The organism is Alteromonas sp. AWJ4_199, assembly GCF_056159165.1.
Window position 1 is genome coordinate 134,614 of sequence record NZ_JBSWUR010000003.1, and the last position, 15,400, is coordinate 150,013.

Here is a 15,400-nt window from a genome sequence, read left to right on the forward strand (position 1 = left end):
GGATGTATTTACAGGTCACCGCCGCCAGTTTCTGTTCCACGCTGCATGCGCAACCAGCCGTCGCGACCAGCTTCACGCATTTGTTCTCTTTCTTCTACAGAGTAACAAACGCGTTGCATGCGGTTTGAACCTATCTTTTTCTCCATTTTGCAGACCATACCGTCGTCTTCTGCATTGGTATCAGCCTTCGCATACTGAGAGCTTTGATTGCCAGTTGAACCACATGCGCCTAAGGCTAGTGCTAGGCTTGATGCAAGAATTACTTTCGTTACTTTTTTCATCCGTGTTATCCCTTAGTATAAGTACCATGAACTACGTTACCATAAATAGTTGGACATTCTCTAATCCATTTTGTAACTAACCATTTATTTTGTGAAATAGGCGGTGCGCCTGCATGATAGCTGTTTAGTAATAACTTACCATTTTTATCCGTGTTAGAAAAAACAACGACAGTTCCGCTTATTGGCGCAATCCTAATATTAAGTTTAGGAAAAAGGGTTTCTCCACCCTCGCCAACTGTATTCAGATAAACGAGTGCTGTCTTAGTGCGCTGCTTTCCGTCTTTAAACATGTGCGCATCGTTTATTTCGTTTAACCCATCATAGTGAGGTCTGTACTGTTGGCCGGGTTCATACCGCAATAAATTTAACGCTTCACCGTTACTTTTCGGCGTATTAGTGATTTGAGATATAACTTTATCTAGCTTTCTGGTGATCCAGTCACAATGATTAGGCGCGATGATAGCAACATAACTAGTACGCACACTGTCAATTCTGCCTTCTCCCGTTAGAGGATCTACAACCATAGAGGGTTGTAACAATGCACTGAATTTAGTAACTATGTAATGGCATTCATAATCAGAGAGTATGCTTTCATAAACTTTAATAGGTAACAATTTATCTAAGACGCTTGAAGGTTCATATACGCTATTAAGCGACTCAGATATTTCTTGAATAACTTGTTGCTGCACACTCTCGTCATTAGTAGCTTGTGCCGTTGAATTTAAGTTGAGCTGTTTAAAGATATTTGGTGCTAAGTTAAACACTCTGCTCGCAACATAAGAAAATGTAGTGCTACCTACCGATAGATAAGAAAGCGCAACTAAGTAGGCCTCTACAACACCTTTATTACCAAGTGCTAGTAACGTTTTAGCCACCAACTCGGTATTCGTTATTACGTCACCAAAGTAACCAATTTGTAATTTATGGAACTGTACGACGGGGTTATCAGCACACTCTACCCCTTTTAAGAACGCTACTGATTCACCAGGGTTCTCCCCTGATATAAAATAAGCATAATCTAGCGCTGCATTAACGTCTCCCAATTCGCCAGCTTGCCTTAGCCATTGCATTGCCTCATCAGTGTTTCCTGATACATGGGCTTGGTTAGCATTCTTGATACACTGTTCTATATTCATTACCTGTTGTCCACACAATATTTAGGACGGGTCACACATAACAAAAAAGCCTCCGAAGAGGCTTTTTATCATTCTATCTACAACTTCAATTAGAAGTTAAGGTTTACTCGTGAGTAGAAGAACTGTCCAGGGATTTCATACATAGACGGGTCGAAGCTGTTAGCAAACGTCGAGTAAGAAACTTCTGGGTCAGTGTCGAACAAGTTGTTCACACCAAGCGTGATGCGTAGGTTGTCGTTAACCGCATAACCTAGTGATACATCATGATAAGCCATATCTTCAAGCTCGTTGAAGCTATCGCCACCAATCTCTTCACTTGGATCACTACATAGTTCTTGGTCAAGTGAATCGCTGATTGAACACTCTTCAGTCGTGTGACCGATGAAGCGAACTAGCCAGTTAGCTGTCCAGTCGTCGTATGCCCAAGTAACTGCTAGGTTGGTACGTAGACGTGGAACAACGTCACGGTCGCCTGCAAGACCGGCATCGTTAAACTCAGTAGATGTATTTGTTACTGGGTCGATTACGATAGTAGTACGCTCGTCAACATAAGTACCATCCCAGTTGATGCGGAAGTCACCGTACTCAGTTTCAAAGTTATAAGCTACGTTGTAGTCGAAACCAGACGTTGTCTGACCACCAAGGTTAGTTGCGCCGTTGAATAGGTCAACAACGTTACCACCAGCACCACGTGTTATTAGTGAACAAAGGTTAACACCAGTTTCAGCACAAGCGTTAAGGATAGTCTGTGCACCTACAGTAGAAACCGCATTATCAACTTCGATATCAAAGATATCAAACGTGATTGATAGGCCTTCAACCGCTTCTGGCGAGTATACGAAACCGTATGTAAAGCTCTCTGCTTCTTCAGCTTTAAGGTCCGCGTTACCACCGATAGTAGTACGGATTTGCGTGTTAGGTTGCGAATAAGTAGCAGGGATGCCTGCACAGCCTGGTAGGTCAGGGTTACCAGCCGCACCGCCATTACATGGGTCAGTTAGTGGAGAGAAGCTGTCGCTGTTTCCACGGAACAATTCTTGTAGTGATGGAGCACGGAATGCTTCAGACCAAGTACCACGAACAAGTAGGTCTTCATTGATGCGCCACTTAATACCCACTTTAGAGTTAGTGGTGTCGCCGAAGTTGCTGTAGTCAGAGTAACGAGTAGCAAGCTCTAGGTCTAGCTGCTCTACGCCAGGCATATCTGAAAGTAGTGGAACAGCAAGTTCTAAGTAAACTTCTTCGACACTGAATGCACCAGCGGTAGGCTGACGCGCGTTACCTGAAGTGATGCCCGCAGCGATGATTGCATCTGGCTGGTCATAACCTTCCTGCCAACGCTTCTCGTAACCTGATGCGAACGCTAGGTAACCAGCTGGAAGCTCAATAAGCTCACCAGAGATGTTTGCAGAGTAGCTTTCTAAAGAAGTGCTTTGCTCATCCTGCGCAGTGAATGTGATGTAATCAAGCATTTCTTGCGTGATAGTACCTTCACCGATGTCTGTTGAGCCACCGAATAGGTTCAGCGGAGTACACTCGCCCGTGCAGTTAGCTGGGTCGCCGATAGCTTGTGCTACGCGGTTCATGTTTAGAAGACCGTCAGTTAACTGGTTCTGAGTGATGTCAGCGTATGTGTAGTTTGCATCCCAGAAGAACTCTCTGTCAGCAAATTCAATTACACCTTCGAAGCCACCGTTAAACTGGAACTGGTCAACGTTTTGTTTGAAGCTACGGAAGCCCGCTTCCATCATACGACGACCGAATAAGAACATTTCGCGTGCATTTGGATCTGCATCTAGTACTGATTGGTCAGTTGAAATATCTACACCATATGGGTTGAACGGGTTGTTCGCTGCTAGCGTAAAGCCCGAGTCACCAAAAGCAGTACCGATGAATAATGGAGTAGGCGCAAGAGCCTGCTCTGACTTACGGTTACCGTAGAAACCAGTTACGTTAACAGATAGGTTATCTGTAAGTTCATAACGTGCCTGAGTATATATGTTAGTACGTTCTTGCGGCGTAGATAGATAGTTAAACGGCGCAAAGTTGAAACGACTAGAAGGTTCAACCCACGGCTCTAGACCGCCGTTACCGTCGCCTTGTTGGTTAAAGCTAGTGTCAGCCTGGTCAAAAGTCCAAAAACGACCTTGAGGAGGAGCCGATGAACCACCAAAACCTTCTGGCGTACCAAAAGTAGGTACTGCAGAGATTTCACGGTCGCCCGCAAGTGTAGGCTCTTCTTCCACGTAGCTGATGTTTACGTAAACATTACCTTTGTCGTTAGCGGTACCAAAGCCGATATCCCACTGCTCTTTGTTACCGTCACCTTCATCGTACTGACCCATGTAGCCAGACGCGTGAACGCCTTCGAAATCTTGACGAGTAATGATGTTTACAACACCTGCAACTGCGTCAGAACCGTATACCGCTGATGCACCGTCTTTAAGTACTTCGATACGCTCAATGATAGATGCTGGGATATTGTTAAGGTCAACAGAGCCAGTAAGGCCTGGAGACCAACGCTTACCGTTAACAAGTACTAGCGTACGATTCGAACCGATACCACGGATGTTAATAGTCGTTGTACCATTACCACCGTTGTTATTATTGGTGTTAATAGCAGAACCAGCTGCTGGAATAGACTGAAGAACGTCACCGATTGAAGTAATACCGAATTTTTCGATATCAACACGTGACATAACTGTAACTGGGTTTGCACCTTCAATGTCGGTACGACGGATACGAGAACCTGTTACTTCGATTTTTTCTACTGCGTCCGCTGCTTCTTCGGTTTCCTGTGCGTTAACTGCACCAGTGAAGCCGATAGTTGATGCAGCACCGAATGCGCACGCTAACTTCACTGACTTAGCCAGCTTAGAGTTTGTAAACATGTATTGTCTCCCTGGACCACTAAAACTCTTAGTGTGTGTTTCTTAAATCGTTTATATAACGAATTATTATTAGTAAGGTCGAAGCCTCACTTTGATAATAACCACATCCTAAGCGAGCGGTCAACTGGGATCAGACGGGTGTTCCGTAAAAGTTCAATTTTTTTTTCTGTTTTTACCTTGTTTCGTAAATATTAACTTACATTTAACATTTAGAGCGCAAAAAACAACCTGGCAGTACACTTTTTGAACTAGCCAATAAAAAAGCGCGGTTTACAACTAAAGTATACCCGCGCCCTATTTCTATTTTTTGCTCTAAAAGCGTATTAGAACGAGTAATTTACGCTGAAACGAACGTATCTAGGTGTTTGCCATGCGGTCGGTAGACCGTAATTTGGGTTTACATCAGGATTCGTTGGATCAGCTGAACTTTCATCGTCGTATATTTCGTTAACTTCTGTCACACGGTCGTTGTTAAGCAAATTGAAAATATCAGCTCGAACTACCAATGTTTGATCTTCGCCAATATCTATATTGTATGACGCAGAAACGTCGATTGAGTAATAGCTGCTCGTGCGGCCACGCGAACCACGAGGCGCTGGCTCGCCACCGGCAAAGAACGACTCTGAATCATAAGCCTGAGCAAAAATATCTGTTGGGTGGTAACCAAACGCATTGATTGGACGACCGGTCCAGAACTGAAGGTTGGCACCAAGGGTTAGGTCTTCAGTTACAGCATAAGCGCCGTAAAGTTTCACCTGATGACGTCTGTCATTCGGCAAGTCACCATAGGCGTTATCAAGCAGGCCAGGTTGATCAAATAAGGTTGTTAAACCTGCATCATCTTGACCGTTATCTGAACGTACATAACCTTCGTTGTTACCCCAGTTGTGTGACCATGTGTATGCTGCGTTAAGCATCCATACACCGTCCCATGCTCGTTGCCACATAAAATCTACCGCTGCATATTTACGAATTGAATCAGGGTAGCCCAAATCTTCCGCTGATAAGTCCATGAAAACTAGCTCACCTTCAGCACCCGGTAACTCGGTAGTACCAATGCGCATATCAGAGTTAGGATTAGTTAACACATACTGATGGAAACCACCCCAGATATCAGATACATCACCATAGCCATTTGCTGCCGCCCACTCAATAACAGCGGCATCAATCGCCATATCTTCGATAGTAGTAGAAAGCTCGCGATATGTACCTTGAATTGACATGCTCCATTCATCGTTCAACTGGAACTGATAGCCTGCGATAAATTCATCCGAGTACATTGAATCCAAGTTCTGATCTACAATTTCATCTGGAGACTTTGCAGTACCATCGGCGAAAACATCATCTGGCTGAGTTTTAGCACCCGTCAGATTAGGGATCCCCAAGGCTTCATCAGCAAAACCTTCAAACTCGTAGTACTCTTGTGTATAGGTTTCAGCACCCGCAAGACGAATATTCGTGTTTGCTGCAATTGGCAAGTAGTATCTGCCGTAGCTCGCCCATGCTTTAGACTCGCCATCACCAAATACGTCCCATACCGCACCTAGACGAAGCGCCCACTGATTGTCGAGTTTAGCGAAAGACTCACCGTCCGCATTGAAATTTTCAAACGTATCGTTGCGAAGACCTGCGTTAATAACTAGGTTGTCAGTAACCTGCCATTGGTCTTGAACATAAAAAGCAAAGTTTTCAGAGTCGAACTGACCACCTACGTTATAATCGCGATAACGAACTTGGTAAATTTCTTCGTTAGCTGCGTCACTATCATCTACGTAGTACAGATAGTAAGCACCACCAGAGTTAACCGTGTTACTATTAGAGGTTAGTTTTTCGTAGTCAACACCAAAACGTACTGAATGGTCGCCCACGTACCAGTCAGCATCCAATCGAATAACTTCACGTTCATCATCACCCTGTTCCGCGGTGAAATTAGCCCATGTGTTGGTTGGAACAAACGCTGACGTACTGTCATAGCGGTAGTAAACCACTGGGTTTCCGTCTAGTTCGCTTCGCACAGTTCTGTCTTGTTTGTTGATACCGTACTGAGCAGATATTGAAAAGTCATCACTAATGATGCTCGTCCATTTTGCCGTGTAGTTTAAACCACCTTCATCTTCATACCCTACACGACCATTAACGTAATCACCGCCGTCGACAGAATCATAAGTCGTGATTTCTGTAGACCGTTCATCAGAAAAAGCTGTGATTTCAAGAATATTGTTCTCAGTAACGTACCAATCAATTTTGGCTACCCAGAATGCATCGTCATCTTTTTCGAAATAACCGTTCTGAAGAACACCGTCAGACGTATTAGTTTGCGCACCTGCGTAGTTATTTTCTGCTGAGCGAGGGTTGAATAACGCATAGAAGAACAACTTATCTTCAATTAAAGCGCCACTTGCCCATACGTTAACGTCCCACTCATCGACTTCATCTTGCGTATTGTCAATTCGGTACAAGCCATTGACGTTATTGCGTGAGGAATCACGCTGTTCACGAAGTGCATCTGGTTCCCAGTAAAAGTTGGCACCCGCTTTGAATTCGTTAGTACCACTTTTGGTTTTAGCGTTGATAACACCGCCTGTTACACGTCCAAACTCTGCTGAATACCCCCCCGTTTTTACTTCAAACGTTTCGTACATATCAAACGGTGGCTCACTTGAACCCACGCCAGTACGGAAGTTAGTGATGTTTAACCCGTTAATGTAGTAACCATTTTCGCCCACAGACGCACCGCCAATTGAAGGCAGATCTCCAAATGCTGAGTCACCTTGAGTAGTACCTGGTGCTAATAGCGCTACAGAAGTCAGGTTACGTGGAACCGGTACTCTATCTAACGTTACGCTATCTACTACGATACCAGTACTTGAACTCGTCACGTCAACCATGGCAATAGTGGTGCCAGTAACCTCAATACGCTCTACGTCATCGCTGGCAAGACGCATATCTAGATTTGTTTTGCCGCTAATACCAACTTTTACAGATTCTTGAATGGTAGTACGAAATCCATTCTTTTCGGCGGTAACTTTGTAGTTACCAGCAGGAAGTAGTGGAAAGCGGAAGTTTCCTGACTCATCACTTTGTACAGAACGTGTTAGACCCGTGTCTAAGTTTTCGATGGTAACGGTAACATTTGCAAGGCTGCTGCCATTTACTTGAACAGATGTTCCTTGAATAGAGCCATTCGTGTTATTCGCTAAAGCTGGTGCAATTGCACCAATTGACAGTGCAACCGCTAATGCAACTGCACTTCTCTTGATTTGATACATGTACGTATTCCCTGGTTAGTCTCGATTTAGTGTTAAGCTTTTATGAAAAATCAATTAAGCCAACCTAAATCATTGTAATTATTAAAGATAATAAATATTACCCAAAAGGATAATTGACTATCCAGAGCAGAGTGATCAACTTATTTGAGGGTAAATTGCGACGAAACGATTCTTTTAAGCGATTACCCGTAGAACCCGCCTCAAATATTAATAAACAACTGATAAAAATGCACTTTTTCGCATATTAAAGTCTACTGTAGATAAAAACCTAGCTGCTTTCTCACAGATTCAGGTAACTCAGGCAACGCACTTTTAGGCAATAAAAATGTTGCCATGTTAAAAAAGTCTAGATAGATACGATTAGACTCAGTAGTTTTCTTTAAATACTGGTGCCCAGAAGACCCTCCGGTCCCAATCTTAGTGCCCAGCATGCGCTGCACCATCATTGCATGACGGTAGCGCCAGATAGTGAGCTGCTCGTCTATTTCAGTTAATGCAGTAATAAGTTGAAACGGAAGATTAAAGATAGGCTCTTCGGAATACTGCTTAATAAATAGCGCAGACAATAGCGCCTTATGATTTAGCCGGAACTTATCTTCACCTCGAAGCTTTTCGAATTTAGCTTCATCAAACAGGGCGTCGAAGTTTTCCGTAGTGGTTTGGAGGTCTTTAAGCTCCTGGCGTTTTTCAGTCTCCGACAACATATCATTGGTAGAAATGGTGTGATGGTCATCTTTCAACATTTCGTCGGCTGCATTTTTGTAGTATTGCCAAAAATCGAACCCTTCTGTTTTTAATAGCGGCATTCTAGATAGCCAATTATCGACCAGTTCAAACAAACTTGGTTTGCTCTCGAGGCTCTCTAGTAGCGCCCTATCTTTATCGGTCAGTCGGTTGTAAAAGCTTTGCTTATCGAAATCGATTCTAAAATCGCGTTTTAAACCAAGAGAAATTTCTAAGCGTTTAAACTGAATACTTTGGAAACCAGACGCAGGTACAAGGTAATCTCGAAATGACAAAAACTGCTGTGGCGTCATGGTTTCCATAATAGCAATTTGATCATTCATTAATTTTTGTATTTGTATGACTCGCTGGAGTCTATGCACAACGAGTGTTAACTGCTGATCTTTTACCGTTTCTTGGTTAAAGGTATCAATAACGGCATTGAGCTCGTGAAGAACCTGTTTAAACCATAGTTCGTAAACTTGATGTACGATGATAAATAGCATCTCTTCGTGCGCAGCATCACCGTATTTTTCACTCTGCAATTCTTGTGCGCCCAATACTTTGTCTAAATGTAAGTAATCGCCGTAATAGCAGGGCTCTATATTCTTTTTCATTTTAGTGCTGCCTTAATACTAATTTTAACTGGTTAATACTATCACCGTCACCTCGACATCCCCAGAATACAAGCTATATATTATAAGGTTACATAGCTTAGGGTAATGTCGTATCGCGGTGGGCGTAAACGAATGTATCCATTCCAAACTTGAAGGGTTTGTATAAGCTATAGATGCTTTTAAGCTAGAGGCGCTTTGTGCAACTTATTGCTCACATACTATTCAAACCACTAAAGCAACATGCTTACAAAAATTATAAGGGGAACGAAGGTGAAACTAGATGATGATATTCACAACTATTATGAACATCTTGTACTAGAAAGGATAAGTAAGCTTGGGCTTGATAAAACTAAAAGTCCCGACTATTTGGCAGACTTATGCTGCCTTGCGTTAAATCAGGTTCCACCTCGCTATATTCGATATGAGGTCGACATGGCATTTTATCTGCCGCAAAGTGAACGCAATCAAATGGAAATGAATGTTGAGCACGCAATAAGCAAGGGGTTGAAATACTTAGATGAAACTGAAAAAAGCAAAAAAGACAAAATAGAAGAAGCTGAGTGAATAGTTGGGTGGCGGGCCTCCAGCCACATCCCGGCACATGAGTCGTCTGCTGCGGCTGCTCCCTTCCAGGCCTGACCGGGTTCACAGAGTATCATTGCGGGAGGACCAAAAGCCCACCATAGAAACTCGCATTCAAAGCAAAGTCATTCGCCCCTGCTTGAGTGCGGGGCGCATTATGACCATTTGGCTTTGAGTTTTCAACCCTTTATAGAAAATCTCTCTTCAGCAATAAGGTTTGCAACACGGTTAGTCGCGGCGCCCTCTCGCTCTGCGCGGGTATAAATCTCTTTTAGCGTTTCACCGATTTGTTCAATATGTGTGCGAAGCGCTTCGTTAGAACTTGATTCCATACGCTGATGAAAGATGTCAATCACCCCACCTGCATTGATTACGTAATCTGGTGCGTACAAAATACCGCGTTGCTGAAGCAATTCACCAATATCTTCGCGAGCAAGCTGGTTGTTTGCTGCACCTGCAATCACTTTAGCTTTAATTGCCGGTAGCGTTTGATCATTTATTGCAGCACCTAATGCGCAAGGTGCAAGTACATCCACATTTAAACTTAAAATCTCTTCAGGCGCTACCGCAGTTGCGCCAAACTCACTCACCGCTTTCTCCACGCCTTCAGGATAAATATCTGCCACGTAAAGTTTAGCGCCATGTTCATGTAAATGCTTAGCAAGACGATAGCCAACGTGCCCCATTCCTTGAATGGCCACACTGACTCCATCTAAGCTTCGCTTCAAGCCATACTCTACGGTAGCCTTTAAACCAACAAAAACACCATATGCCGTTGACGGTGCAGGGTTTCCATCGGGTACTTCACCCGCATAGTGGTACTGTGCTTGAACACCCGCTATGTAATCAGACTCAGTTGCCATGGTTTGTAGATCAGTTACTGAAATCCCCGAGTCTTCAGCGGTGAAATATTTTCCACCCAATGATTCTACGAATTTACCCATCGCTTTCATCATTTCTGGCGATTTTGCTTTTCTAGGGTCACCAATTATTACCGACTTGCCGCCGCCAAGCTCTAAATTGGCCATTGCAGCTTTATATGTCATCCCTTTAGATAGTCTCAATACGTCGGTCAACGCCTCACCACTGTTAACATAGGGCCACATCCTACAGCCGCCAAGGGCTGGGCCGAGGTTAGTGTTGTGTACAGCAATAATGGCACTCAGGCCCGCTTTTTCGTCGTGATAAAACGCAACGTGTTCGTGTTTATCGAACTCTGGGTGATCAAAAACTGACATATTTTCCCTATTAATACTGTGATGAATAAAAGCCTATCCAAGTCTGAGCTGTCACGAATTCTAAACGGCGCTCATTTGGAATGATGTGAGAGTCTGATAACGATTTGCGATACACTTATTGGCCTAGCGGCGGTACTGCAAAGATCATCAACATTTTAAGAAGTGTATCTGATAGTTCTGAGGACATGCCTTGCAAAGTTTGTTAATGAATTTTACAAACTGAAACGCAATAGAATTGAATACTATTTTTCTAGGATAGCTATCCTAGATTTTTTTTTGATATATAATAAACATCATAAAGACGACGGAAACAGTGTTAATGAAATTGGATAAGTTTGACCGTGAAATTTTGCGCGTGCTTCAGCAAGACGCCACGGTATCAATGGCAGATTTAAGTCAGCGTGTTGGATTGTCACATACGCCATGCTGGCGCCGCGTAAAAAGAATGGAAGCCGACGGAATTATCTTAGGTAAAGTTACCTTGCTAAACAGCAAAAAACTTAATTTAGGCGTATCAGTCTTTATCTATGTCACGCTCAAAAACCATGACGGTGACTCACTGACCGACTTTGAAAATGCAGTTCAGAACATCGATGAAATAGTGGAGTGCCACACCACAAGTGGAGAAAAAGACTATTTGCTGAAAGTGATAGTGGAAAGTATTGAAGAATACGAATTTTTACTTAAAACGAAATTGACGCATCTTCCTCTTGTGGACCACTTAAGTTCAACCTTCGCATTGAAGCAAGTGAAAAACACCACAGAGCTACCAATAAAACGTCAGTAGTAAAAAGTTATGGGGTCAGAGTCACGACTCTGACCCCATACCATTCAAAGCGCGAGAGTCATGACTCTGACCCCATACCATTCAAACTGCGTCGGTTTGATTCTCAGGCCTCGCCTTTTCAAATGCATTCAGCTCATTACAGTTGTTCGCAATTTTACTAATTAGCGGATAGCGGGTCATATCCACGTTAAAGCGCTGTGCGTTATACACTTGCGGTACTAAACAAATATCAGCAAGGGTAACGTCGAAGTCGAAACAATACTTGCCAGCTTGGGTTTGTAGGCGTTGTTCAATTCCATCAAACCCCAATGTAATCCAATGCGCAGCCCACTTAGCCACATCATCTTGAGAGGCCTCAAAATTACCTTTAAGCGCATTTAGTACTCGAAGGTTACCTATGGGCTGAATATCGCAGGCGATATCTTGCGCTAACGCTCTTACTCTAGCACGCTCTGTTAAGTGCTCTGGCACTAGCCTGTGCTCACTCTCGTATCTCTCATCAAGATATTCAATGATAGCTAGCGATTGATTGAGAATAATATCTTCGTCTTCATCAACAAAAGTGGGGACAAGGTGTGCGGGGTTCAGCCGTGAATACTCACCGCTATGCTGCTCCCCGCCGTTATTGACAAGATGCACTGGCACATACTCGTACTCAACACCTTTTAAATTAAGTGCAATTCGTGTTCGATATGACGCGGTTGAACGCCAATAACCGTAAAGCTTGATGCTCATGGTAATACTCCATCGGTCAAACATATAGCCAAGGAAAACGCTGCTTGTTGCTATACATCAACGCATTACCTTCTATTAATGATTGTGCGAAACAAAACGACCAGCTCCTCGTATAAAAGCTTGTCAGTGAACAAAAAGCCATTGCCCCTTTCGCCTCTAATCGATTCTGACTCTTTAGCTCAGCGGCTTTACCTGCTGTTCGATAGCACCGAATACTGATTTACCCTCTTTATCTAGCATTTCAATGCGAATACGGTCACCAAACTGCATGAAGGGCGTAGAAGGTTTACCATCGCGTATTGTTTCAATCATACGTACTTCGGCAATACACGAATAACCTACCCCGCCTTCTGCAATGGCTGAACCATGGTCTGTGCCCTGTTTATTGGACACCGTACCTGAGCCAATAATTGCTCCTGCACCTAAATTTCTGCTCTTTGCAGCGTGTGCAACTAGCTGACCAAAATCGAAGGTCATGTCTTGACCCGCTTCGGGCTTGCCAAACAATTCTCCGTTATAAGTAGAGCGTAACGGCAGGTGAACTTTACTCTCTTTCCAAGCATCGCCTAACTCGTCTGGTGTTACTGCAACGGGTGAGAAGCTAGAAGCAGGTTTAGACTGAAAGAAACCAAACCCCTTTGCTAGTTCCCCAGGAATTAAGCCACGGAGGGAAACATCGTTAACCAGCATTACAAGGCGGATGCGCTCTGACGCTTGTTCTGGTGAACATGCCATAGGCACGTCATCGGTAACAACGGCAACTTCTCCCTCAAAATCTATGCCCCAGTCGTCACTTGGCAAGATAATGTCATCAAGAGGTCCAATAAAGTCATCTGACCCACCTTGATACATTAGCGGGTCGGTCCAAAAACTTTCGGGCATTTCTGCATTTCGTGCCTTTCTTACCAATTCAACGTGGTTCACATAAGCGCTACCGTCAGCCCATTGATACGCGCGCGGTAAAGGAGACTCGCAGCGAGAAGCGTCGAACGGAACGCTTTCGCAGGTGCCTTCATTCAGTGCTTGGTACCTCATCTGAAGCTGAGGCGCTATCTCTTTCCAATTATCCAGTGCGTGCTGCATTGTCTTTGCAATATCCTTTACACTGCAAGCGCGAGAAAGATCTTTTGACACTACCATCAGGCAGCCATCGCGGGTTTCATTTTTATAGGTAGCTAGTTTCATTGTTCTTTCCTCGACATATTTCTTTTGCTTGGAGCGTGTACCTAACCTCTCGATTTGCAAAATATGAAATGAGAGTAACCTTACTGTGCCAGCAAATTGTAAGCATTATGTGAATATAGTTATGCCACTAGTTGGTATACGTTGAGAAGTGTTTGAGAAACGAAGTTTTGTGTGACTGTAAGAAAGGGTGTACGCCTAATGTTGGTAATCGTGAACGAAAGGCACTGATTGTCTGCTCCGTAGGAGATGTAAATTTATCGTAACGGAAGCGTAGCGGTGCTAAAAAGCCTCTAACCGTATTGCCCTTTGCCATTATTCGCGAATCAAAGGGCAGTACGTTTATAGATGGTCAGAGCTTAACAGTAGCTTTGTTGATGCCATACTCTCGTAGCTTGTTTGCAATAGCGGTATGGCTCAAACCTAGCTTTTTCGCTAATTGACGAGTACTTGGATAGGAAGGGTATAAGCGCTTCAGCAGGTCCTTCTCAAACTTCTTCACTTCCTCATCTAATGTTCCGTCGAAGTTCTCATCTATATAGGTAACACTAGGAGCACAGCTTGGCAGTTGAATATCTTCTTTAGTAATTTCCTTTCCATCTAGCAATGATAATGCTCGGTAAAGGGCATTTTGAAGCTGTCTTACATTGCCAGGCCATGGATACTGCTGTAGAAAATCTACACAAGACTTACTTAGTTTTGCGGGACGACGGCCCAGTTTAGTACTGTGCTGTACAATAAAGGATTCGGCTAGAGGTACTATGTCCTGCCTTCTGTCTTTCAAAGACGGCATTACTAAGCTCAACACGTTTAGGCGATAATACAACTCTTTTCTAAATCGGCCCTCTTCCACTAACTGACCTAAGTCACGGCACGTAGTACAAATAAATCGCACATCGACTTTAACCGGTTCTGAGTCCCCCACGCGTCTAAATTCACCATCCTCTAAAACTCGAAGCAATTTGGCCTGAAGCTGAGATGACATGTCGGCTATTTCATCAAGTAAAAGCGTACCGCCTTTCGCCTGTTCTAATAGCCCAACCTTAGCGCTTGGCTGGTTAAACGCACCAGCAGCGTAACCAAACAGTTCAGTTTCCGCCACGCTGTCGGGTAGCGATGCACAATTTAGTGCTAAAAATGCACCTTCGCTACGGCGGCTGGACTGATGACACGCCCTAGCAATCATCTCTTTACCCGTGCCTGTCTCGCCAAAAATTAAAATAGGCGCATCTAGGTCGGCTATTCGCTTGGCTTCGTGAACCACTCGCTTCATAAAAGGTGATTGAGTGACAAACCGATCGAAACTATCGGTAGGCGACTGGTGGAAAGCAGTAAACTGTTGGCCAAGGCGCATTTCCGATTTTAATATCACCACGGCACCTGCCATGATCATATTTTGCTCGCCATCGGGTACGGTGATTGGCAGCATATCGGCAAGATAATCCTGCTGAATAAACTTCACTTTTGACGATTGTGGGCCCGGTGACTTCCCATCCATCCATTTAGTAAAGTTGAAACCTTTAACAACTTCACTGACCTCAGTACCAACAATTTCATTGCTTGGCATTTCAAGCCCTGCACTTACCGCTTCGTTACACAGTAAAATATTTCCCTTAGCATCTATTGAGAAAACAGGATCAGGCAAAGTTCGCAAAATGGCAGAGAGTTGATTCTTCTCTCGCTCCCCCGGCATGAATAAGGTTGTTTTTACATCATCGATGCCGTCGATGCGGCGTATTTGAGGCATAAGGTGCTGAAAATCAGCAAACTCAATATTGGGAAAATTAAGGAAAATTTTACCTGCGGGATCAATTTCAATACCACGCAAATCTATTTCTTTGGTAACGAGGATATCTAATACATCTTGAGTGATCCCAAGACGGTCCTGACAGCTTATTTCTAGACGCATAGGGTGTTATGGCTTTATTGTAAACATATATGTACAGGATATCATACTTT

11 protein-coding genes and 1 other RNA gene are annotated in these 15,400 nt (G+C 43.8%); 2 read left to right on the forward strand and 10 right to left on the reverse strand.

Going from position 1 to position 15,400, the window contains the following annotated elements:
* Positions 1-8: 8 nt before the first annotated feature.
* The 5 genes from ACXAER_RS17675 to ACXAER_RS17695 all read right to left on the reverse strand — a co-directional run bounded on the left by ACXAER_RS17675 (position 9) and on the right by ACXAER_RS17695 (position 8,917).
* A complete protein-coding gene (locus ACXAER_RS17675; protein WP_474831380.1) occupies positions 9-281 on the reverse strand; it encodes a hypothetical protein in 273 nt (90 codons plus the stop codon).
* 5 nt (positions 282-286) lie between these two features.
* Positions 287-1,417: a 2OG-Fe(II) oxygenase gene (locus ACXAER_RS17680; protein WP_474831383.1), complete on the reverse strand. Its 1,131-nt coding sequence runs from the start codon at positions 1,415-1,417 to the stop codon at positions 287-289.
* An 89-nt stretch (positions 1,418-1,506) separates the two neighbouring features.
* Entirely contained in the window at positions 1,507-4,308 is a 2,802-nt protein-coding gene (locus ACXAER_RS17685; RefSeq protein WP_474831386.1) for a TonB-dependent receptor domain-containing protein, read from the reverse strand.
* 323 nt (positions 4,309-4,631) lie between these two features.
* Entirely contained in the window at positions 4,632-7,577 is a 2,946-nt protein-coding gene (locus ACXAER_RS17690; RefSeq protein ID WP_474831388.1) for a TonB-dependent receptor, read from the reverse strand.
* A 251-nt stretch (positions 7,578-7,828) separates the two neighbouring features.
* Entirely contained in the window at positions 7,829-8,917 is a 1,089-nt protein-coding gene (locus ACXAER_RS17695; RefSeq protein WP_474831391.1) for a tryptophan 2,3-dioxygenase family protein, read from the reverse strand.
* A 270-nt stretch (positions 8,918-9,187) separates the two neighbouring features.
* On the opposite strand from ACXAER_RS17695, the gene ACXAER_RS17700 reads away from it, so the two are divergent.
* Positions 9,188-9,481: a late competence development ComFB family protein gene (locus ACXAER_RS17700; RefSeq protein ID WP_474831393.1), complete on the forward strand. Its 294-nt coding sequence runs from the start codon at positions 9,188-9,190 to the stop codon at positions 9,479-9,481.
* 14 nt (positions 9,482-9,495) lie between these two features.
* Here the strand turns inward: ACXAER_RS17700 and ffs are convergent.
* Positions 9,496-9,592, reverse strand: an RNA gene (gene ffs, locus ACXAER_RS17705) — signal recognition particle sRNA small type.
* Positions 9,593-9,678: 86 nt separating this feature from the next.
* Positions 9,679-10,737, reverse strand: a complete 1,059-nt coding sequence (locus tag ACXAER_RS17710; RefSeq protein WP_474831396.1) for a Glu/Leu/Phe/Val dehydrogenase dimerization domain-containing protein — start codon at positions 10,735-10,737, stop codon at positions 9,679-9,681.
* A gap of 319 nt (positions 10,738-11,056) precedes the next feature.
* Between ACXAER_RS17710 and ACXAER_RS17715 the strand changes: the two genes are divergently transcribed.
* Entirely contained in the window at positions 11,057-11,524 is a 468-nt protein-coding gene (locus ACXAER_RS17715) for an Lrp/AsnC family transcriptional regulator (RefSeq protein WP_014948689.1), read from the forward strand.
* An 81-nt stretch (positions 11,525-11,605) separates the two neighbouring features.
* Here ACXAER_RS17715 and maiA read toward each other — a convergent pair whose 3' ends face one another.
* The 3 genes from maiA to tyrR form a co-directional block, all read right to left on the reverse strand.
* The gene (gene maiA, locus ACXAER_RS17720) at positions 11,606-12,259 is read right to left on the reverse strand and encodes a maleylacetoacetate isomerase (protein WP_474831399.1); all 654 of its coding nucleotides are present in this window, start codon (positions 12,257-12,259) and stop codon (positions 11,606-11,608) included.
* 174 nt (positions 12,260-12,433) lie between these two features.
* On the reverse strand, positions 12,434-13,444 hold the full coding sequence (locus ACXAER_RS17725) for a fumarylacetoacetate hydrolase family protein (protein ID WP_474831401.1): 1,011 nt from the start codon (positions 13,442-13,444) through the stop codon (positions 12,434-12,436).
* Positions 13,445-13,793: 349 nt separating this feature from the next.
* Entirely contained in the window at positions 13,794-15,350 is a 1,557-nt protein-coding gene (gene tyrR, locus ACXAER_RS17730) for a transcriptional regulator TyrR (protein ID WP_474831404.1), read from the reverse strand.
* Positions 15,351-15,400 lie beyond the last annotated feature (50 nt).